This window comes from SAR202 cluster bacterium (assembly GCA_016872355.1).
Classification (GTDB): Bacteria; Chloroflexota; Dehalococcoidia; order Lucifugimonadales; family VGZY01; genus VGZY01.
On the sequence record VGZY01000008.1, the window covers coordinates 23804 to 43800 of the forward strand.

Below are 19997 nucleotides of genomic sequence, written 5' to 3' on the forward strand. Positions count from 1 at the left end.
ACCCGAGCCCTCGTAAGCTTCAAAGCGTCCTCCTATCCTTGATTCGGCAAAGCGTTTGCGTTGGTTGATGGCGTACGGATAGGTTAAAGAAGGGTTCCGGAGAGGCGCAAGCGGTTTTGGGTGGTTAGTTAGACATTTTCTTAGAAATTGGTCAGAATCCTCTTCTTCCTTTCTCCCCCTTGACGGGGGAGATGCCGCCGCTTTGGGCGACAGAGAGGGTGACCGGGTTTGGGGTGGGTGCCCCAAATCCGCACACGCCACGCCCTTGATTCCGCCCGCAAGTGGTAATATTCCCGCGAGGGAAGGCTTATGAGACGGCGCCTCCAAACACTGCTGTTCGCGCTTGCCGTTGTGGCGGGGCTTGCCGCCCCGGCAATGGCGCGCGGCCAGGAGGGCGGCCGGCACGCCGCGGTCATCCGCGTGGACGACACTGTCCAGCCGGTGGTCGCGAAGTACGTATCGAGGGCGATGCGTGACGCGAGGGCGGACGGCGCTTCGCTGATCGTGATTGAGCTGGACACTCCGGGCGGCCTTCTTGGGGCGACCCGCGACATTGTGGAAGAGATCATGGAGTCCGATGTCCCGGTGGTGGTATACGTCACGCCGTCCGGCGCGGAGGCCACGTCTGCCGGCGTGTTCATCGCCGCCGCGGCGCACGTCTCCGCGATGGCGCCGGGGACCAGTATCGGCACGGCCACCGGGAGCATCGAGGGGAACACGGAGTTCGGCGCGGGGGAGCCGGTGACTGAGGAGGCGCGGGTGGCCTACGCGCTGCTGAGGGCCATATCCGAGGCGCGCGGGAGGCCTCTTGCCCCGCTGGAGCAGACGGTCTTCCGGTGGGAGTCCTTCACGGCGATGGAGGCGCTGGACCACGGCATCATCGACCTGGTGGCGGACGACCTGCCGGGCCTGCTGATCGCAATGGACGGTCGCACGGTGACGGTCAGCCGCGCACCCGTGACGCTCTCCACCGCCGGCCTGGCGGTCCGCGCCCTTGAGCAGAAGCCGCTCGAGAAGTTTATCAAGTTTATCTCGAGCCCCAACGTCGCTTTCCTCCTGATTGCTTTCGGCGTAGTGGGCCTTCTCATTGAGCTCATAACGCCCGGAGTGGGCGTGCCCGGAGTGGTGGGAGCGCTGTGCCTGGCGCTTGCGTTCATCGCCCTCGGGAACCTGCCGGTTAACTTCGCCGGCGTGGCGCTTCTCCTGGTCTCGGCTGGGCTTTTCCTGATAGAGGTAAAGACGCCGGGGCTCGGCGTATTTGCCGCTGGAGGAGGGATTGCGTTCATTCTCGGCGCATTTTTTCTCTTCGGCGGCCTCTCCACGCCGCCGATTGAGACACCGAGCTTTCGCGTCAACCCGCTGCTCATAGTGAGCGTGACCGCCGTTATGGTCGGCGCGCTCGTCTGGCTGGCGCGCGAGATCATGGCGGCGAAGAAGCTGGCGGAGTCCACGTCTGAAAGCGTCCTTTCGTCTTTCGTCGGCCAGACCGCATACGCGATAACGGCGATTGCGCCGACCGGGAGCGTCACCCTGGCCGGCGAGGCGTGGAGCGCGCGGGACATCTCATCCCGCGGCGTGGGGCAGGGGCAGCCGATGAAGGTAGTGCGGGTGGACGGCCTCACGCTGGAGGTGGAGCCGGAGGCTGGGCAGGGGACGGGCGAGGAACCGGGCCGGGAGAGCGTCAAAGGCGACCCGGCCGCGCGAACGGAGACGGAATTCGATGCTACGGCGCAGCGACCCTCGCCGACCACGATCGGCAAGGCGCCCAGGCGCGAAGCGTTGCCGGATGGCCTCACCGCGCGGGAGGTGGAGGTGTTGCGCAAGGTGTCGCAGGGGCTGACCAACTCGCAGGTTGCTGCGGAGCTGCACATCAGCATCAACACCGTCACCCGTCACCTGACGAACATCTACACCAAGACCGGCACGAGCAACCGTGCCGAAGCCGCCACTTACGCCGCCCGCCACGAGCTGGTCTAGGGTTGCTTCACGGCCGCGGCATCCCGGCCCACGCCTAGCGTGCGGAGGACCATTGTGGCAAGGTCCACGGTCCGGACCGGGCGCGCGGACCCAAGGGCACGGTCGCAGAAGCGGAAGGTGACTGCAGGGTAGACTATCCTTCTCCGACTCCGACGTTGATATCCCACACCAGTACTTCGGCGCCGGTGCGGCCGGCGATTAGCTCAGGCGCGCCGGCGAGGGTCAGGCGGGCGGAGTCGCCCTCGCGGAGATCGCCGCCGCCTTCGAGCACGGCCGCGCCCTGCGCAATGTATACATGAGCAAACTGCGAGTCAGGGATGGTGACGGCGCCCCCGGGCGCGAGCCTGCCGACCCACAGCACCGCGCCCTGCTGGCGGATGCGGATTGCCGCGTGGTGGTCGCGGCCGGAGGCCAGGGGTACCAGGCCGCCGGCGGCGAGTTGTGGGTTGATGTCCATCTGCTGGTAGCTGGGGTCTATAGATTCCGTGTCCGGCAGGACCCACATCTGAACCAGGCGAACGACCTTGTCCTGCGAGGGGTTCTTTTCCGAGTGCCAGATGCCGCGGCCGGCGCTCATTCGCTGGGCCAGCCCGGGATAGATGACGTCACTGTTGCCCAGGGTGTCCTTATGCTCGAGCTCGCCTTCGAGCACCCAGGTCACTATCTCCATGTCCCTGTGCGGGTGCGTGTCGAACCCCGTCCTCGGCTGCACCACGTCGTCGTTGTTGACGAGCAGCAGCCCGTGGTTGGTGTTTTCCGGGTCGTAGTGCCACCCGAAGCTGAAAGAGTGCCGTCCCTGGAGCCACGACGTCTTTGTTACGAATCGGTCTTCGGCCCGCTGAATCTCGATTCCGGGTAGAGCGAGCGTTCCCATATTCCTCCTCCTTTTGAAAACCGGCCGGACTGCGGTAGGTGACAGTCCTTTGATGCGGCCACAATAGTTGCAGAAGCAATTATATATCACAAGCTCGCCGGCGTCAATAGTTGCGCTCGCAAATATTTGCGCTTGCAATTGGATATTTGATTTCGTGAGGAGTATAATGAGCGATAACGCGACTAGTTCGCGGGCTTTAATAGTTAAAAGCTCCGAATATTGCCACATCCAATAGCCGTTTGCGGTCTCACCAGACGAAACGGTGGATGTGAACGGTCAGACCCAGCCAGTGGCCCCTGTCTAGCCCCAATATCCGGACTCAGCGCGCTGTCATGCGTGGTGAACGTACCCGTTTCGTCGCGTCGTCTGGTCGGAATGCCGGTGAGCCAGGAGGGCTGTCATGGGTGGAATTGCTCGGGTTGGTCTGCAGTTTGTCTCGACGGCGATCGTGCTTATCCTAATCCTTGCGGCGCTTATGACTGCCGCAGGGGGCGCGCTGGCGCCTGCAGGGGTCATGCTCCTGATGGCGGCCGGGGTGTTTTTGGGGCGGAGGCTGCTCTTCAAGTTCGCGGAGGGCAGACTATGGCAGAAGGAAGTCGCACCCTAGCGTTAATGCAGCGGCCCCGTGAAGCCGGGGCCGCACCTACCTGTGGTTCTTTTTCACCTCGGACACGTATCTGCGCCCGATTGAATCTGCGTTTGCCGCGAGCCAATCGCTGAACACGGTCTTGCCTGTAGGCAGACTGTTTGAGACGAGCAGGCCCATTAACCCCTCAATCTCCCAGGGCTCCAGGACGATGTCCCTGACAAGCCAGCCGACGATTTGCGTCATGCGGTAGCCCAGTCCGGGGCTGACGTGCATATACCAGGTGAAGGGCGGCCAAAGGGCGCGCTTGCCGCGGCGCCGGTTCACGTGGCGGGCAATCAGGCGCGCAAGCTCCTCGTAAGTGAACGTCTCCGGCCCCACCGCGTCGATCTCCTGGTTGCCGGGCGCCTTTGACGCATTGACCGCTATCTCCGCCACATCCTCAACGTGCACAGGCTGGACCTTATAGTCCCCCTTCCCAAAGATGGGGAAAACAGGAAAGTGCCTCAGACCCCACGCTCTGTTGTTTATGAGAATATCTTCGTTGCTGAAGACGACGGTCGGCCTGATGATGGCGTAGGGGACGCCCAGGTCCCGGAGGCGTTCCTCCAGCACCACTTTCCCACGGAAGTAGGGCAGTGGAGACCTGGCGTCCGCGCTGGTGATGCTGATGTGGACGATCTTGCGGACGCCCGCGTCTCTGGCGGCATTGAACAGGCGGGCCGTGTTCTCCACCGCCATCTCGTGTGTGATCCGGCCGCGGGCGAAGCGCACCCAGTAGGTATTGATCAGCACTGACGCGCCTTCGAGGCTCTTCCTGAGCTCATCCGGCCTGTCGAAGTTGAACGGCGCCACCGCCACGCGGTCGCCGAACGGGTTGGGGCGGTTGGGACTCCCGGTGAGCGTCATTACCTTTACGTCGCCTTCGGCCAGCAGGCGGCGGGCAATGTACTTGCCCGTGTAGCCGAATGCGCCGGTGACGACGTAAAGGTCAGACGTTTCGCTTCTCTATACTCCGAAAGTCCTCCGCCTGATTATCAGGTAGGTCGCCGCCGCGATGCCTCCGAGAACAAGAATCGCGGCGATCACGACGATAGCCGTAACGGCGCTGCCGTCACCGTCCGCGCCGGGCGCCGTTGGCCTGGGAGTGGCCGTGATGAACACCGGCGTGGGCGAACTCGCGGGTAGGGCGGTGATGGTCGGCGTGGCGGAGACCGTCGCCACCGGGCTTGCAGTGGCCTCCGGCGTCGTAACTGCACCGGACGGCGTCGCTGTTGGAGTGGCGAGCGGCGCCGTGAGGGTCGCCGTCGGCGGGACCGGCGTGGGCGTCGCGACGGCCGTTGCCGTCGCGGTGGGTGGCACCGGTGTGGCGGTCGGCGTGCTCGTTGGGACCGGCGTGTTGGTCGCCGTCGGGGTCATCGTCGGCGTCTGCGTTGGTGTCGCCGTTGCCGTGGGAGACGGCGTCTGCGTGTTCGTGGGCGTCGGCGTTGCTGTCGGGGTATGCGTCGGTGTCTGTGTGGGAGTTGCCGTGGGTGCCAGTTGGGCCACCGGCGCCTCAATCACGCGCACGCGGTTGTTCAGGAAGTCAGATATGTACAGGTTGCCCGCCGCGTCGAAGGCAAGCCCTAGGGGTTCCCGCAGGGTGGCCGATGATGCGGGGCCGCTATCGCCTGAAAATGTGGCCGTGCCTGTGCCTGCCACGGTAGAGATCGTGCCTGTGTTCGGGTTGATAACGCGGACCCGGTGGTTGAAGGTGTCGCTAACGAAAACATAACCCTGGCGCTCAGCGATTCCGTTGGGTGAGCTCATTGCTGCGCTCAGGGCCGGACCGCCGTCTCCGGAATATGACTCCGAGCCGCTACCTGCGATCGTTGAGATAAGTCCGGTGCCTGCCGAAACCCTGCGGATGCGGTGGTTGCCCGTGTCGGCGATGTAGAGGTTGCCGCTCGAGTCAACGGTCACTGCTATGGGGTTGCGGATGCTGGCGGAGGTAGGTTGGCCGCCGTCGCCTCGAAAGGCGGCGTTGCCGTCGCCTGCCACGGTGGTGATGGTGCCTGCGATATTCACCCTGCGGACCCTGAGGTTGAGGGTGTCGGCTATAAACAGGTTGTCCTGTGCGTCCACCGCCAGCCCGTGCGGCTGCCTGAGAATGGCTGAGGTCGCCGGGCCGTTGTCGCCGCCGAATGCAAAGCTGCCGTCGCCTGCATACGTGGAGATGTTTCCGGTGACGGGGTCTATGCGGCGCACGCGACTGTTGAGCGTGTCGGCGATATAGATGACTCCCTTGCTGTCAACTGCCACGCCGCGCGGCGAGTTCAGCGATGCTTGGGTCGCCGGGCCGCCGTCGCCGGCGAAGCCAGCGACGCCGTTACCGGCGACTGTTGTGATGACGTTTGTACCGGCCGCCACCTTGCGGACGCGGTGGTTGAGGGTGTCCGCTATGTACACATTACCCTGCGAGTCCGTTGCGACCGCGTTAGGTCCCGACATGCTGGCGCTCGGGGCGGTGTTGTTATCGCCAGCGAAGTTAGTGTTTCCTGTTCCTGCGACGGTCGAAATGTTTCCGGACGGGTAGCTGACCTTCCTGATCCGCTGGTTGCCCGCGTCCGCGATATAGAGGGCATCCAGGGCGTCGACGGCGACAGAGGCGGGGAGGCTCAGCATTGCGCCGATTGCCAACCCACCGTCGCCAGCGTATCCGGCCCCGCCGTTGCCGGCGACGGTCGTGATCTGCTCGGTGAACACGTCTATTCGGCGAATGCGATTGTTGCCGCTGTCAGCGATAAACAGGTTGCCGTTGGCATCCACGCCGAGCCCGCGGGGCTGGAAGAGGCTGGTCCCGGAGCCGATGCCGCCGTCGCCTGCGTATCCTGCGTTGCCGTTCCCCGCGACCGTGAAGATCAGGTTGGTGTTGCGCTCAATCCTGCGGACGCGGTGGTTCGAGGAGTCGGAAACGTATATATTCCGCTGCCTGTCTACCACCACGGCCTCCGGCTGGCGGAAGCTGGCGTTGATGGCGAGCCCGCCGTCCCCGCCGAAAGCGAAGGCGCCGTTGCCGGCGATGGTGGTGACGATGCCCGTTGTCGCATCGATCTTGCGGATGCGGTTATTGTACGTATCGGCGACATACACGCTGCCCGCGTCGTCTACCGCGACGCCCATTGGGGACCGGAAAGACGCGTTTACAGCGAAGCCGCCGTCCCCGGAGAAATCGAAGTTCCCGTCGCCTGCGATAGTGGTTATGACTCCGGTAACGGCGTCCACCTTGCGAATGCGGTGATTGCCGGAGTCTGCTATGTAAACGTTCTTCGCCGAGTCCACGGCGACGCCGTGGGGCGTGCGGAGGCGCGCGGAGGCGGCGGGGCCGCCATCGCCGGTGTGGCCCGCGATGCCTGTGCCCGCGACGGTTGTTATGATGCCCGTTTGCGCGGCGATCTTGCGCACGCGATGGGCCTCGTGGTCGACGATGTAGATATTGCCGTCCACATCGATCACGACGCCTTCCGGCCGCGGAATAACCGCGTTCGTCGCCGCTCTCCCGTCGCCGACTCCTCCGCCGGCGAACGTCCTGATGTCACCAGGGGCAGCGGTGGCTGTCCGCCCCGCGGCTGCGACGGCGGCGACGATGCTCATAGCAATGAGCAGAAGGGCTGCCCTGGCGAGGTTGTTTTTCAACGGAGAGGGAAGTGAGTGTTTCATAGAGATTATGGTAATCTTCGCGGGAAAAGTTTTCCAGTGTCCGGGACGTCGAATTACGTCCCCAGGTGGCGCCTTATTTTGCCCATAATCTCCTGAACGGCCTGCCCGTCTTCGCCGATGGCGCCGGAAGTGACGTACCCAGTCAGGTCCGCCAGCGCCTCGCTGTAGCTGCCGAGCTGATAGTAGACCAGTCCGCGATCGCGCAGCTCGCGCGGAGCCTTCGGGTGCAGCGCCAGGAGGAAGTCCATTACCTTCAATGCGCGCTTGTGGTCTTCCTTCTCCAGGTAGGTTGCTTTCAGGTTGCGCAGCATCCGCGCAATGAACTCGCGGTTGCTCACCGGCGTGAAATGGCGCGGGTCTATCTGTATCGCCGTGTTCGCGAGCCCACGTATTTGCTCCACGCACTCCTCTTTGGACCTCAGGATGCCGCCGTGGAAGGGGTCGATGTACAGGATGTCAACGGCCATGTGCTTGACGACGAAGTGTCCGGGCAGCCCGACGCCCACGAGCGGGAAGCCCAGTCTCCTGCCCACCTCTATGTAGACGAGTGACAGGGAAATCGGGATGCCGAGGCGGCGGCTCAGCACTTCATTCAGAAAGCTGTTTCGGGGGTCGTAGTAGTCATCCTTGTTTCCCAGGAACTTGAGCTCGTCGAACAGATACTCGCTCAGCATGTTGACGCAGTAGAGGGGCTCCCTCTCCGGTGTGAACTTTGCTGCCGCGCCCTTGGCTATGGCGTTCAGGAAGTCCATCTGGTACGGGATATCTATCTGCGGGTATTCCACTGCGGCGATCAGAAAGGCCGCGGCGGCTACGTCGATATCATTGTCTTCTACGCTAGTTATGCGAGAGAACTCTGCCAAAATCGACTCTCTGTCCATAGGCATCTCCAGTCGTGAGCGCTCTGGCGTTCGCGGCAAGGGGTGATATATATATGACGGGTGTGGCCTGCGCTTTGTTCCTTTCCCGGGGGTAGAGAGGGATGGAAAGCGGATGACCGCCACCGGCACAGGAACGATAGCACATGCCTGATAGACCGACAAAGCGGATTTAGGATGTCTCTGAGACGGCAGTTCGCCTGCCGCTTGACCCTGCGATGACCCGGGCATAGAATCCCCGTGACCTGAGAACGGGAGGCGACAAGCGCCAATGGCAGACATTCGAAGCCTGAAATTCCTCATGGTGAAGGCGCACCCGCACGACTTCACCCATGCCGCCGCGACAATGGTCATCCACACCTCACGGGGCGATTCCGTGACACTGGTCGTTGTTACGGCCGGGGTGGCTGCTCACAACGAGAAGCTCATGGATGAGCTGCGCAAGCCGCTCGACCAGCAGGACCCGGCCGTAATCAAACAGACGTCGGACGAGTATGCCGCGGAAAAGGAGCGCGAGCTCCGTGCGGCCGCGGCAATCTTCGGCATAAACGACGTGCGCGTGCTCGGATACCCCATGCCGTTTCGTGTGGAGCGATACCCTGCGGCCGTAACCCAGATCAAAAAGATAATCCTCGAGGTCCGGCCGGACGTGATCATCTCGCAGAGCCCGTTTGCCCAGGGACCCCACGGCCTCTGCTCCGGCGCGTTCGACGATCACCAGGAGACCGCGTTCGCCACTTACGAGGCGGAGTCCTACGCCGGCGTGCCTGAGCCCGGCTCTCGCGTGGCGCCGCACCGCGTCGCCGCCACTTACTACCCGGGCGTATACTTCCAGCGCGACGAGTACGACTTCGTGTTAGACATAACAGCCTGGTACGACAGGCGCGTGAAGGCGGAGGAGATATTCAAGAGCCAGGGCCACACGCCGGAGTATGCGCGTCGCGTCGTGGAGCTCATCACCGGCAACATCGGCTGGTACAGCGGCGTCACATACGGCGAGGCGTTCGTTCGCGCGAAGGCTGACGTGGTGGACAGCATCCACGTCCCGGAGTTTTTCCTCAAGCGCGCCCACGAGCCAATCGCCGATCAGATAAAAAGGTACGCAGGTAAGAAGGAGAAAGGATAGACCATGGCCGATTCAAAGCTCCGGATCCTTAGCATCAACGCGCATCCGCACGACTTCACTCACTACGCCGGCGCGTTGGGCGTTCACGTGGCGCGGGGGGACTCGGTCACGGTGGTCAGCGTGACTTCCGGCTCCAAGACGCACAACGAAAAGCTGGCCGACGAGCTCCGCAAGCCGCCTGAGCAGCGCGACCCGAAGATAATGAACCAGACGGAAGACGACTACGCGAAGATCAAGGCGAAGGAGCTCCGCGACGCGTGCGCCCTGTTCGGCATAACTGACGTACGAATCCTGGGGTACCCGGAGCCGTTCCGTCTGACCCTCTACGAAGACTCAATCGAGATTATGAAGAACTTGTTCCTGGAGATACGGCCTCACATTCTCATCACGCAGAGCCCTTACCTTGTGGACTATCACACAGGCATGCCCAACGCCATGCGTGACGACCACACAGAGGTCGCTTCCGCCAGTCTGGAGGCGCGCAATCGTGCCACGGTAGCCACCTATGGTTCTAAGGTTGCGCCGCACAAGACCGCCGTAACTTACTTCCCGGGCGTCTATTTCCATCGCGACCAGTATGACTTCCTGGTGGACGTGAGCGAGTACTTCGAGAAGAGGGTGCAGGCGGAGGCGATGTACGTTACGCAGGGGCACACACCGGAGGGCTCGCGGCAGCGGATAACCATGGCTATCGGCCCAATAGGGTTCCTTGCCGGCGTTCCGTACGCGGAGGCGTTCGTCCGAGAGAAGGTTGAGCTGCTCGGCAGGCTGCCGGTGCCGGAATCGGCCCTGCGGGACTCCCAGTCCAGTTATTCCGAGATCCAGAAGCGCAGGGTGGGGAAGGGGTAGGCTCCGGATTTGACGACACCTGTAATTGCCATCCTCACTGCGGCGGGCGAGTCCACGCGAATGGGCAGCCCCAAGCCGTTGCTGCCGTGGCGCGGCGCCACGCTAATTGAATATCAGATAGAACAGCTCCTGGCTGGCGGCGTAGATGAAGTGATCGCGGTGCTCGGTTATCGTCACGAGGAGATTGCCCCGAAAGTGAAGGGCACGGGCGCGCGTTATTTCGTCAATGACCGGTACCGCCAGGGTAAGACAACTTCGATCATTGCCGGAGTGAAGGAGGCCGGTCCGGGCAAGGGGGACCTGCTTTTCCTAGGTGTGGACCAGCCATGCCCTTCGTGGGTCACGCGCCGGCTGATCGAGGCCCACCGGCGGGCCGGCGCGCTCATCTCTTGCCCGTACTTCGCGGGCCGGCGCGGTCACCCGAATATTTTTTCGCGCACCCTGTACAAAGAGCTGGAGCGCGTGACGGACGAAGGTCAGGGGATCCGCGAAGTGATTGCCCGCCACGCCGCCCGGGTCAATGCTGTGGAGTATGAAGACGAGGTGGTGCTCCTGGACCTAAACAGGCCGGAGGACTACGAGGACGCCAGGCGCAAATACGGCACCTAGCCCAGTTTGAAAGCAGAATCCGGATAGATTCGCCCTATATCGGCTGAGTATGATTGGGGCATGTCTATCCAGGAGCGTTCGCGATGAATTCTACGCAGTTAGCGGGGCCTGCCGAATGGCAAGCGGTAGTCTCTCGGAACCCTGGTTTCGACGGCGCATTCGTATTTGCCGTGCGAACAACGGGCATTTACTGTAGGCCCTCCTGCCCGAGCAGGCGGCCGAAGTATGAGAACGTAGTCCTGTTCTCGGTGCCGGAGCTGGCCGAAGAGGCCGGCTTCCGGGCCTGCCTCAGGTGCAGACCGAACGAAAGTGTCAGCGACGATGCCGTCGTGGCCCTTGTGCGCGATGCCTGTCGCTTTATTCTCCAGCACAGGGTAGGCGTTCCGTCTGGGGACGAGTTGGCGGGCGCGATGGGTGTGTCCAGGGCGCACCTGCAACGCGCGTTCAAGAAGGTGCTTGGCGTAACGCCGTGGGCCTACGCAGATGTGGTGCGGTTGAGTGAATTCAAGAAGAAGCTCAGGGATGGCAAGACTGTTGCGGAGGCGGTGTGTGAGTCGGGCTAAGGCTCCAGCAGCAGGGTTTACGGCGCATCGGTCGCCTCCCGCATGGGCGCAACGCCGGACACGTATCGCCGCGGCGGGGAAGGCATGGACGTCGCCTTCGATATCGCGGAGAGTCCTTTAGGACGGCTCCTCGTTGCCGCGACGGACAGGGGCCTGTGCGCCGTTACGATCGGGGACGATGATGCATCGCTCGAGCAGGCGCTCAGGGCGGAGTTCCACGCGGCGCGGGTCTGCAGGGACTCCACGGCCAGCCTGCGGGAGTATGCGACCGTTATTTTGGGCCAGCTTACCGGGAGGGCGCCTCACAGGGACTTGCCGCTGGACATCCGAGGCACGGCATTCGAGAGGATGGTGTGGGACGAGATCCGCCGCATTCCGTTCGGCGAAACGCGCACCTACACCGAAATCGCCTCGTCGCTCGGCAGACCGCGGGCGGTCCGGGCGGTAGCGAAGGCCTGCGCTGCCAACAGGATAGCCATCGCCATCCCATGCCATCGCGTGATGGGCAAGGATGGCACTGAGCGCGGGTACAGATGGGGCGTCGAGCGCAAAAGGAGGCTGCTGGCGCAGGAGAGGCGGTCGGCGGACGGTGGCGGTTAGGTGGTAGAGCATAGAGAGGTTACATATGGCTGAGCCGGTGAGGATACTCGTCGTTGTCGCGCACCCGCATGACTTCATGCACTGTGCGGCTACATGCGGCATTCACGTAGCGAAGGGCGACCAGGTCACGGTGGTGGCGATGACGAGCGGGGCATGGACGCCGCATAACGAGGCGCGCTCGAAAGAGATGGCCAAACTGGCGGAACAGCGCGACCAGCGCATCGTTCACATGACGCCGGAGGAATTCGGGGAGATCAAGACGCGCGAGCTTCGAGACGTGGCGAAGGTGTTCGGAGTCACAGATGTTCGCGTGCGCCAATACAAAGACCACGTATTCCTGCTGCGGGAGAACCAGGACGCGATAGACAGGATCGCCGAGATCATCCTGGAGGTGCGCCCACACGTGCTGATCACGCAAAGCCCGTACACCTCGTACAAGCATACCCGCCCGCACGGGCGCTCGACCGCGCAGCTAAACGACCATACAGAGACGGCGATGGTCGTCATGGAGGCGCGCGCCCATGCCCAGGCGCCGCGTTTCGATTCGCCGGTAAAGCCGCACAAGGTTGCAGTGGTGCTGTTCCCCGGCGTGTATTTTGACGTGGGAGAGATCGATTTCTCGGTGGACGTAACGGCGTGGTTCGAGAAGCTCGTCCAGGCAGACTCCCTTTACAAGAGCCAGGGTCACGATGCGGACCGCTCGCGCCACACGCTCACCGCGCAGCGCGGCTATTACGGCATGTATGCCGGCGCCAAGCATGTGGAGCCGTTCGTGCGCGAGAAGATGGAGCTGCATGCCGAGATACCGGTGCCCGCGTCCGCGCTCAAGAAGGCAGCGAACCCGGTGGTCTAGGGCGCCTTACGCCGTCACCTTTGCCCTGGTAATGGCCTTGACCACCGCATCGTAGTCGCCCGGAAGCTCCACCGGCTTGTTGGCCAGCTTCGGTGAAACGCCCGCCAGCACGTTCGTGTGGTAGCCAACCTTGAAGTCCGTGAACTTCAGCCCATTCGCGGTGGAAATGACCACGGTCCGGTCCGTCTCCTTGATTTCGCCCCTCTGAACAAGCTTCAGGAGCGCCGCGAGCGCAACGCCCGTCTGCGGGCAGCTGAACAGGCCGAACCGGTCCGCGAGGGCGCTCGCGTGCGCCAGCTCGTCCTCTGTGGCCTTTTCTACAATGCCGTTATGCTCCTTGAGCACCGGAATTGCTTTGGGGGCGCTGACAGGGTTGCCGATCTGGATGGCGGACGCGAGAGTCGACTGGGCCGTCACCGGCTTCCACTCCTTGTAGCCGCTCAGGTAGCTCTGGTAGAGAGGGCTGGCGTTAGCCGCCTGTGCGCAGACAAGCCTTGGAAGCTGCCGGATGATGCCCAACTCCTTCATCATGATGAAGCCCAGCCCGATGGCAGAGATGTTGCCCAGGTTCCCCCCTGGCACAATCACCCAGTCCACATTCTCCCAGTCGAACTGCTGCACCAGTTCGAAGCTGATCGTCTTCTGTCCCTCAATCCTCAGCGGGTTTACGGAGTTCGCCAGGTAGAACCGCTTGTCCGCGCTGAGCCGCTTCACGATGGCCATGCAGCCGTCGAAGTCGGTGTCCAGTGCCAGGGTGAGCGCTCCATTGGCGAGCGGCTGGACGAGCTGGGCCGGCGAAATCTTGTTCTTGGGCAGTAGCACCACGGACGGTATGCCCGCCGCCGCGCAGTATGCGGCCACCGCGGCGGAGGTATCGCCGGTGGAGGCGCACACCACCGCCTGGATGTCGGTGCCCTTGCTCATTATCTCCTTGACAGCGGATACGAGCACGGTCATGCCAAGGTCCTTGAACGAGCCCGTATGGCTGTTGCCGCACTGCTTGATCCACAGGTCGTCCAGGCCGATGTGGTCGCCGAACCGCTCGCCCCAGAAGAGGTTGGACCCGCCCTCGTAGATAGAGACGACGTTCTTGTCGTCTATCTGCGGGTAGACCACCTCCTTCTTGCCCCAAACGCCGCTGCCGTACGGCCACGACGTGCGCATATAGCGCGAGTCGAAGAGCGACATCCACGCCGCTGCGCTGCGGCGCTTCAGCGCCTCCATGTCGTGCTGGACGCTGAGCAGCCCGTTACATCGCGGGCAGCGGTAGACCACCTCGGTGAGGGGGAAGGTAATATCGCAGCCGCTATGGCATTTGAACCACGCCCGGTAGGTCATGAGAGCACCTCGTGGAGATTCGCAGGAAGCCTGTGGGTACTAGCGTACCACTAACGAGGAGCTTCGATAACATCCAGGCAGATTCGCCGGTGTACGGTCGCTATGCCCCGGCGCCCAGCGTGCGGTCCAGGTTGAAGGCAGCGCTGATCAGGGCAATGTGCGTGAACGCTTGCGGGAAGTTGCCGAGGTGCTCGCCCGTGGGGCCTATCTCCTCGGAATAGAGCCCGAGATGGTTGGCGTAGCCGAGCATCTGCTCGAACAGGAAGCGGGCCTGGTCGAGCCGGGCGCGGTCCGTCTTGCCCGCGCGCGTCAGCGCCTCCACTAGCCAGAATGTGCACATGCTGAACGCGCCCTCGCCGCCGGGGATGCCGTCCGGCGTGTCCCGCTGGTTGTACCGGTAGACGAGGCTGTTCGAGAGCAGCCCGCCTTTCGACGGCGACTGCATAATGGCGTCCAGTGTGCTGATCATGCGCGGGTCGGTGGGGGAGAGAAAGAAGACGAGCGGCATAACCAGCGCGGAGGCGTCCAGCGCATCGCTCCCATAAGACTGGGTGAAAGACCTGCGCTCTGCGTTCCACCCCTTGCTCATGATCTCGCGATAAATCTCGTCCCGGATAGCTCGCCATCGCGCCGTGTCCGCCGGGAACGAACGCTTCTCCGCCAGCCTGATGCCCCTGTCCAGGGCCACCCAGCACATCATCCTGGAATAGACAAAGTGCCTCGGCCCGCCCCGGACCTCCCATATCCCCTCGTCCGTCAGTTTCCAGTTCCTGCACACCCACTCCAGCAGCCGGGTTAGCTGCGTCCACATGTCATAAGAGACCGGGGTCCCGTACTTGTTGAACAGGTACACGGCGTCCATCAGCTCGCCATAGATATCGAGCTGCACCTGCGTGTGAGCGCGGTTGCCGATGCGGACGGGCCGCGAGCCCCGGTACCCCTCCATCTGTTCCAGTATTTGCTCTTCCAGGTTCGGCTTCCCGTCGATTGAGTAGATCGGCAGGAGAGTGTTGTCCGGCTGCAGCTCGTGGCAGCGCGCCTCTATCCACTGCATGAAGTGCGCCGCCTCCTCCGTGAAGCCGATGCGAAGCAGCGCGTACAGCGTGAACGAGGCGTCGCGGATCCACGTGAACCGGTAGTCCCAGTTCCCCACGCCGCCTATTTCCTCAGGCAAGCTGGACGTGGGCGCCGCGACAATCGCTCCAGTGGGGGCGAACGTCAGGAGCTTCAGAACGAGCGCGGAACGGTGGACGGCCTCCCGCCATCTCCCGTTGTAGGTGCATCCGGCTACCCAGCGCCGCCAGTACTCCACGGTATGCGAGAGGTGCTCCTGGGACGCCAGGCCGCAAAACTCCTCCATCTGCTCGACCGTATTTTCCGTGAGCTGGCCGAGCACAAACTTGAGAGTCTCGCCTTCGCCCACGGTGAATTCCGCCCTGACCCCTCCCTCGCATGGCTCCAGGGCGACCGGCGAGACCAGGCCGAGGCAGAAGCTACTGGAGTGGAACACCGCCCCTCGTTCGTTCAGAGACGTCTCGTGCTCCTCCCGCGCGTGGTTGAACGCCGGCAGGCACTCCAGTCGCATGCGCATGCGTCCACGGAGGCCCCTGACCTGGCGAACAAGCTCGTGATGCACCTCTCCTCTGGCGCCGTCCTCGATCACCATGTAGTCCATGACCTCTGCCGCGCCCTCGACGCCCAGGAAGCGCGTTACCAGTACGTTAGTCTCGGGGAGGTAGTACTGCGTGGCCTTTGCCTTTACGTTCTCTACGGTGATCTGGAAGCGGCCGCCCTTGTCGTGGTCGAGTATGCCTGAAAAGACGCTGGGGGAATCGAAGTGAGGGAGACAAAGCCAGTCAATGGAGCCGTTCTTGCCGACAAGCGCAGCGGTATGCAGATCGCCGATGATCCCGTAGTCCTCGATAGGCAGGCATCCCACGCGGCATCCGCCTCCCACAGCCTGCTATGAGTCCAGCATAGCACAGGGGGTACGTTGTCATCCTCAGCCGCTCTGGCCCTTTTGTCATCCTGAGGATGACATGTTCAGGATGACAGGCCTCCCCACGCGGCCCACGCCAGCTCCAGGTCCGCCTGGGCCTTCGCGTGCGCCTCGGCGAGATCCGCCACCTTCGCCCTGTCGTTCTTCTCCGCAGCCTTCTGGAGCGATGCTTCCAGCTTTACCACGAGCGCCTCAAGGTCGGCTATGACCTTCTCGTGGTCCGGCCCCTTGGGTGCCGCCGCCTTCCCGCCCTTTGCTGCGCCCTTCTGCGGCTGGGCCGCCTTCTTCGGCTGGGCGGCCTGCGCGCGTGCGGCGGGCTCCTCCAGCGACTTCAACCACTCCTCGAAGGTGCCCTTGAAGACGCGCAGCGCGCCGTTTTCCACCAGCCACAGGTTCTGCGCCAGGAGCCCTATCAGGTGGCGGTCGTGGGAGACGAACAGCAGCGCCCCGGCGTAGTCAAGGAGCGCGTCCTCCAGCGCCTCGCGGCTTGGGATATCCAGGTGCGTTGTCGGCTCGTCCAGCACCAGCACGTTGGGCTCGGTAATCAGCAGCCGGGCGAGCGCCAGGCGCGTCCGCTCGCCGCCGCTGAGGGACGAAACGAGCTTGAAAACGTCGTCGCCCTTGAACAGGAACCGCGCCAGGTAGCCGCGCGCCTCGCCGATGTTGATGTTCTTTGCATCCAGCAGGGCGTCGAGCACTGAGAGGTGGGCAGGGATGTCGTCGCTGCCCTGCTTCTGGAAGCCGATCTTGACCTTTTGCCCGAAGTTAATTGAGCCGCGCACCGGTGGCGTCTTCCCAATGATGGTGTTGAGAAGGGTAGTCTTGCCCAGGCCGTTCGGTCCAACGATCGCCGTCCTCGACCCGCGCTCCAGCTTCGTTTCGGGCACGGAAAGGAGCTGCACCGTCCGCCCGCCGTCCACATACCCCACCGCAAGGTCGTGCGTGGTCAGCACCGTCAGGCTCGTGCGGCTCGCCTCGTTGGCGCGTATCTTGACTGTGTCCGCTGTATCGACAGCATCCAGCCGCTCCAGCCTGTCCAGCCGCTTCTCGCGCCCCATCGCCTGCCGCGCCTTCACCCCCGCCCGGTAACGGTCGATGAACGCCTGCTCCCGCGCGATGACCTCCTGCTGCCGCTCAAACTCAAGCTGCTGGCGGGCGCGCTGCTCTTCTTTCACCTGCCTGAACTTGGTGTAGTTGCCCCGATATGCCTTGAGTCCGCCGCCGTCCATGTCCCATATCTGGTCGGCCACCCTGTCCAGGAAGTACCGGTCGTGGGATACGACAATGAAGGCGTATGGGAAGCGGTTGAGGAACGTCTCCAGCCAGGCCAGCCCCTTGAAGTCCAGGTAGTTAGTCGGCTCGTCCAGGATCAGGAGCGCCGGCTCCAGCAGCAGCGCCTTCGCCAGCGCCGCGCGCGTCTTTTGACCGCCGCTCGCCGCCGTAACGGGTGTGTCCAGCGACTCCAGCGATAGCCCAACGCCCGTCACCACGCGCTCCATCCGGTTCTGGTAGTCGAAGCCGCCCACCGCCTCGTACTCTTGCAGCAGCGCTGAGTAGCGCCGGTCCGCGAGCTTCCGCTCCTCGGGCGTGGCCGCCCGCTCGATTGCCATGCCGGCGTCAGCGACGTCCGTTTCCAGCTCCAGGATCGCGCTGAAGGCGGACATGACCTCCTCCCTCAGCGTTCCCACCGTCATGTGCGCCGCATGCTGCGACACGTAACCGATGGTCAGCCCGCGGGACCGGCTCACCGAACCCGAATTAGGCGGTATCTCGCCCATGAGCATGCGAAGGAGGGATGTCTTGCCCTGGCCGTTCGGCCCCACCATGCCGATGTGGGCCTTTTCCGCCACTTCGAGGTCGATCTTCGAGAATATCTCAACCTCGCCGAAGTAGAGGGCAAGCTGAGAACCGGTCAAAAGGGGCATCTGGGGAGGCTACCGTACATAAGAATAGCCCCGAGCGCTCGGGGCTATTCTAGGATAACAGATACAGGTGGAGGGACGAGGTGATTCGCGCTTACTTCCCGCAGAGGTACCTGTCGAACCAGCCCACCATGCGCTGGTAGTAGTCGATCCTGAACTTCGGATGGCCGGTCTTGCGGAACGAGTGGTTGGAATTCGGGTACCGGACGAACTCTACCGTCTTGCCCAGCCGCTTGAGCGCGACGAAGTACTCCTCGCTCTGGGGGATGGGGCAGCGCAGGTCTTCCTCGCCGTGGAGCAGCAGCACTGGCGTCTCCACGTTCTGCACGTACATCAGCGGCGACCTTTCGAGGTACTTTTGCGTCGCCTCTGTGAACACTCCTCCCCAGTTGATCTCGCCGAAGCTCACGCCGATGTCCGAGGTGCCGTACATGCTGTGAAGGTTGATGCACGGCGCGCCCACAACGGCCGCCTTGAAGAGCTTCGTGTGGCCCACCATCCACGACCCCATGAACCCGCCGTAGCTGAAGCCGTGGACGCCCACGCGGTCGGCGTCCACGTACGGCCGGTTCCGCATCTCCTCCACGGCCGCCATCAGGTCCAGGTAGTCCTCGCCGCCCCAGTCGCCAAGCACCATCCGCGCAAACTCCGGCCCGTATGAGGACGAGCCGCGCGGGTTGGGGGCGATGGTGATGTAGCCCGCGGAGGCAAGAACCTGGTATACGGAGTCGAATGTGTCGGCGAATCGGCCGTTCGGGCCGCCGTGGATGTCCAGCACCAGCGGGTACTTGCGCCCGGGGTCGAAGCCCTGTGGCAAGAAGACTCGCGTCTCGATTTCCTGCCCGCCCCGCGTGATGGTGAACTTTTCCATCTTTGCGGTCGGGTGGTCCTTGAAGTACTGTGTGTTGTACGTCGTGACCGGCCGCTTTTGATCGCCGGCAAGGTCGTGCTGCTCGATCTCGCCCGAGGTCTCCGGAGTGAGCGTCAGCGTGACTGCCTTTCGCGCCTGCCTGTCCATTGCCAGCCCCAGGTACTGCGCCGCGCCGCCGGTGATCGTCCGCAGCCTGCCGCCGGCCGCGGGGACTTCGCAGACGAACGATTGTCCCTTGCGCACGCCCACGAAGACCAGCCGCCCGTCGTCCGTCCACCGCAGCTCAGGCGCATCGTACACCGGCGTATATGCGCCGTCCGTGACCATCCGGTGCGGCTTGCCGTCCTGCAGCACGTAGAGCCATGCCTGCCTCGGGTCCCACCACGAAAAGTCGTGCGAGCCGATTGCCGCGAGCGACTGCGAGTCCGGCGACCAGGTTAGCGCCCACACGTTGGAGAGCTTCGGCGACCACGATTTCGCCTCGCCGCCTGCGGCGCTGATCACGAACGCCTGCAAGCAGTTCGTGAAGTCTCGACCATCGACCTCGTCTGAAATGAACGCGATCCGTGAGCCGTCGGGCGACCATGACGGCCAAGTATGGTCTCCCTCGCCGTGGGTGATCTGCTGCGACTTCCCGGACTGGACGTCTGCGACGAATAGCTGCTTGAAGGAGTCGCCCAGCCACCCTGTGCCGTCGTAGCGGTACCTGAGGCGTCGCACCACCTTCGGTCGCGGGTCTTTTTTTGAGTCGTGGCCGTCCGGCAGCCTGTCCGGGTCCACCTTCGAGACGAAGACGAGCGACTTCGAGTCCGGCGACCAGGCATGGCCGACCGCTCCGCCGGCCACATCCGTGACCTTGCGCGCCTCGCCGCCGCTTACGGGGATGAGCCACAACTGCTTGCGCCCCTTGTCGTCAGGCCGTACGAATGCAATTGTCTTCCCATCCGGCGAGAACTCCGGGGAAGAGTCCGACTTCCCATTCGTAAACTGCCTCGGCTCTCCGCCCGCCGGCGCAACGACGATGTGCGACCGCTTCTCCATAGTCTCGCGGTCTATCCACGACTTTGTGAGCGCCACGTTCGAGCTGTCCGGCGCCATTACCGGCTCCGAGACGTTAACGATATCGAGTATGTGCTCAGGCGTAATAGGAAGAGACACCGAAGACCTCCGAATGTTTAATTGCGGCCAGGGCCTGCAAAGATACTCAGCCTACAGTGCGCGAGCCTTGGGCTAATAAGGCCGTGGGCGAATTC

General features: G+C 63.3%; 16 protein-coding genes. 8 read left to right on the top strand and 8 right to left on the bottom strand.

All coding sequences use genetic code 11. The features are described 5' to 3' along the window. Nucleotides 1-309: 309 nt before the first annotated feature. Nucleotides 310-1977: a nodulation protein NfeD gene (locus FJ319_03380; protein MBM3933334.1), complete on the top strand. Its 1668-nt coding sequence runs from the start codon at nt 310-312 to the stop codon at nt 1975-1977. A 133-nt stretch (nt 1978-2110) separates the two neighbouring features. On the opposite strand, the gene FJ319_03385 is transcribed toward FJ319_03380, so the two are convergent. Continuing rightward, nucleotides 2111-2851, bottom strand: a complete 741-nt coding sequence (locus FJ319_03385) for a pirin family protein (GenBank protein MBM3933335.1) — start codon at nt 2849-2851, stop codon at nt 2111-2113. Nucleotides 2852-3251: 400 nt separating this feature from the next. Here FJ319_03385 and FJ319_03390 point away from each other — a divergent pair, with 400 nt between their 5' ends. Then, on the top strand, nt 3252-3458 hold the full coding sequence (locus FJ319_03390; GenBank protein MBM3933336.1) for a hypothetical protein: 207 nt from the start codon (nt 3252-3254) through the stop codon (nt 3456-3458). 36 nt (nt 3459-3494) lie between these two features. Here FJ319_03390 and FJ319_03395 read toward each other — a convergent pair whose 3' ends face one another. Genes FJ319_03395 through FJ319_03405 form a run of 3 tightly spaced genes read right to left on the bottom strand, consistent with a single transcriptional unit; the run spans nt 3495 to nt 8368 of the window. Then, a complete protein-coding gene (locus FJ319_03395; GenBank protein ID MBM3933337.1) occupies nt 3495-4385 on the bottom strand; it encodes an epimerase in 891 nt (296 codons plus the stop codon). 60 nt (nt 4386-4445) lie between these two features. Further along, on the bottom strand, nt 4446-7136 hold the full coding sequence (locus FJ319_03400; protein MBM3933338.1) for a hypothetical protein: 2691 nt from the start codon (nt 7134-7136) through the stop codon (nt 4446-4448). 53 nt (nt 7137-7189) lie between these two features. After that, a complete protein-coding gene (locus FJ319_03405) occupies nt 7190-8368 on the bottom strand; it encodes a tetratricopeptide repeat protein (GenBank protein MBM3933339.1) in 1179 nt (392 codons plus the stop codon). Here FJ319_03405 and FJ319_03410 point away from each other — a divergent pair. The 6 genes from FJ319_03410 to FJ319_03435 all read left to right on the top strand — a co-directional run bounded on the left by FJ319_03410 (nt 8286) and on the right by FJ319_03435 (nt 12614). Further along, complete coding sequence (locus FJ319_03410; GenBank protein MBM3933340.1) at nt 8286-9140, top strand: hypothetical protein; 855 nt, start codon at nt 8286-8288, stop codon at nt 9138-9140. The two genes, FJ319_03405 and FJ319_03410, sit on opposite strands and share 83 nt — an antisense overlap. Before the next feature lie 3 nt (nt 9141-9143). Then, entirely contained in the window at nt 9144-9989 is an 846-nt protein-coding gene (locus FJ319_03415; GenBank protein MBM3933341.1) for a hypothetical protein, read from the top strand. Between the two features lie 9 nt (nt 9990-9998). Then, nucleotides 9999-10598: a nucleotidyltransferase family protein gene (locus tag FJ319_03420; GenBank protein ID MBM3933342.1), complete on the top strand. Its 600-nt coding sequence runs from the start codon at nt 9999-10001 to the stop codon at nt 10596-10598. 83 nt (nt 10599-10681) lie between these two features. Then, nucleotides 10682-11161 carry a methylphosphotriester-DNA--protein-cysteine methyltransferase family protein gene (locus FJ319_03425; GenBank protein ID MBM3933343.1) on the top strand — a complete coding sequence of 160 codons (480 nt, stop codon included), beginning with the start codon at nt 10682-10684 and terminating at the stop codon, nt 11159-11161. A gap of 42 nt (nt 11162-11203) precedes the next feature. Then, on the top strand, nt 11204-11761 hold the full coding sequence (locus tag FJ319_03430; GenBank protein MBM3933344.1) for a methylated-DNA--[protein]-cysteine S-methyltransferase: 558 nt from the start codon (nt 11204-11206) through the stop codon (nt 11759-11761). Nucleotides 11762-11786: 25 nt separating this feature from the next. Beyond that, on the top strand, nt 11787-12614 hold the full coding sequence (locus FJ319_03435) for a hypothetical protein (GenBank protein MBM3933345.1): 828 nt from the start codon (nt 11787-11789) through the stop codon (nt 12612-12614). 6 nt (nt 12615-12620) lie between these two features. Here FJ319_03435 and thrC read toward each other — a convergent pair whose 3' ends face one another. The 4 genes from thrC to FJ319_03455 form a co-directional block, all read right to left on the bottom strand. Next, the gene (gene thrC, locus FJ319_03440) at nt 12621-13952 is read right to left on the bottom strand and encodes a threonine synthase (protein MBM3933346.1); all 1332 of its coding nucleotides are present in this window, start codon (nt 13950-13952) and stop codon (nt 12621-12623) included. 100 nt (nt 13953-14052) lie between these two features. Continuing rightward, the gene (locus tag FJ319_03445; GenBank protein ID MBM3933347.1) at nt 14053-15891 is read right to left on the bottom strand and encodes a glycoside hydrolase family 15 protein; all 1839 of its coding nucleotides are present in this window, start codon (nt 15889-15891) and stop codon (nt 14053-14055) included. A 104-nt stretch (nt 15892-15995) separates the two neighbouring features. Next, nucleotides 15996-17876: an ABC-F family ATP-binding cassette domain-containing protein gene (locus FJ319_03450; GenBank protein MBM3933348.1), complete on the bottom strand. Its 1881-nt coding sequence runs from the start codon at nt 17874-17876 to the stop codon at nt 15996-15998. A gap of 91 nt (nt 17877-17967) precedes the next feature. Beyond that, nucleotides 17968-19902, bottom strand: a complete 1935-nt coding sequence (locus FJ319_03455) for a S9 family peptidase (protein ID MBM3933349.1) — start codon at nt 19900-19902, stop codon at nt 17968-17970. Nucleotides 19903-19997: the final 95 nt, after the last annotated feature.

What these genes read in the sequence shown, in the direction of transcription:
- FJ319_03380 (MBM3933334.1), top strand. Translation starts at nt 310, where the DNA reads ATGAGACGGCGCCTCCAAACACTGCTGTTCGCGCTTGCCGTTGTGGCG.
- FJ319_03385 (MBM3933335.1), bottom strand. Translation starts at nt 2,851, where the DNA reads ATGGGAACGCTCGCTCTACCCGGAATCGAGATTCAGCGGGCCGAAGAC.
- FJ319_03390 (MBM3933336.1), top strand. Translation starts at nt 3,252, where the DNA reads ATGGGTGGAATTGCTCGGGTTGGTCTGCAGTTTGTCTCGACGGCGATC.
- FJ319_03400 (MBM3933338.1), bottom strand. Translation starts at nt 7,136, where the DNA reads ATGAAACACTCACTTCCCTCTCCGTTGAAAAACAACCTCGCCAGGGCA.
- FJ319_03410 (MBM3933340.1), top strand. Translation starts at nt 8,286, where the DNA reads ATGGCAGACATTCGAAGCCTGAAATTCCTCATGGTGAAGGCGCACCCG.
- FJ319_03405 (MBM3933339.1), bottom strand. Translation starts at nt 8,368, where the DNA reads ATGACCATTGTCGCGGCGGCATGGGTGAAGTCGTGCGGGTGCGCCTTC.
- FJ319_03415 (MBM3933341.1), top strand. Translation starts at nt 9,144, where the DNA reads ATGGCCGATTCAAAGCTCCGGATCCTTAGCATCAACGCGCATCCGCAC.
- FJ319_03425 (MBM3933343.1), top strand. Translation starts at nt 10,682, where the DNA reads ATGAATTCTACGCAGTTAGCGGGGCCTGCCGAATGGCAAGCGGTAGTC.
- FJ319_03430 (MBM3933344.1), top strand. Translation starts at nt 11,204, where the DNA reads ATGGGCGCAACGCCGGACACGTATCGCCGCGGCGGGGAAGGCATGGAC.
- FJ319_03435 (MBM3933345.1), top strand. Translation starts at nt 11,787, where the DNA reads ATGGCTGAGCCGGTGAGGATACTCGTCGTTGTCGCGCACCCGCATGAC.
- thrC (MBM3933346.1), bottom strand. Translation starts at nt 13,952, where the DNA reads ATGACCTACCGGGCGTGGTTCAAATGCCATAGCGGCTGCGATATTACC.
- FJ319_03450 (MBM3933348.1), bottom strand. Translation starts at nt 17,876, where the DNA reads ATGCCCCTTTTGACCGGTTCTCAGCTTGCCCTCTACTTCGGCGAGGTT.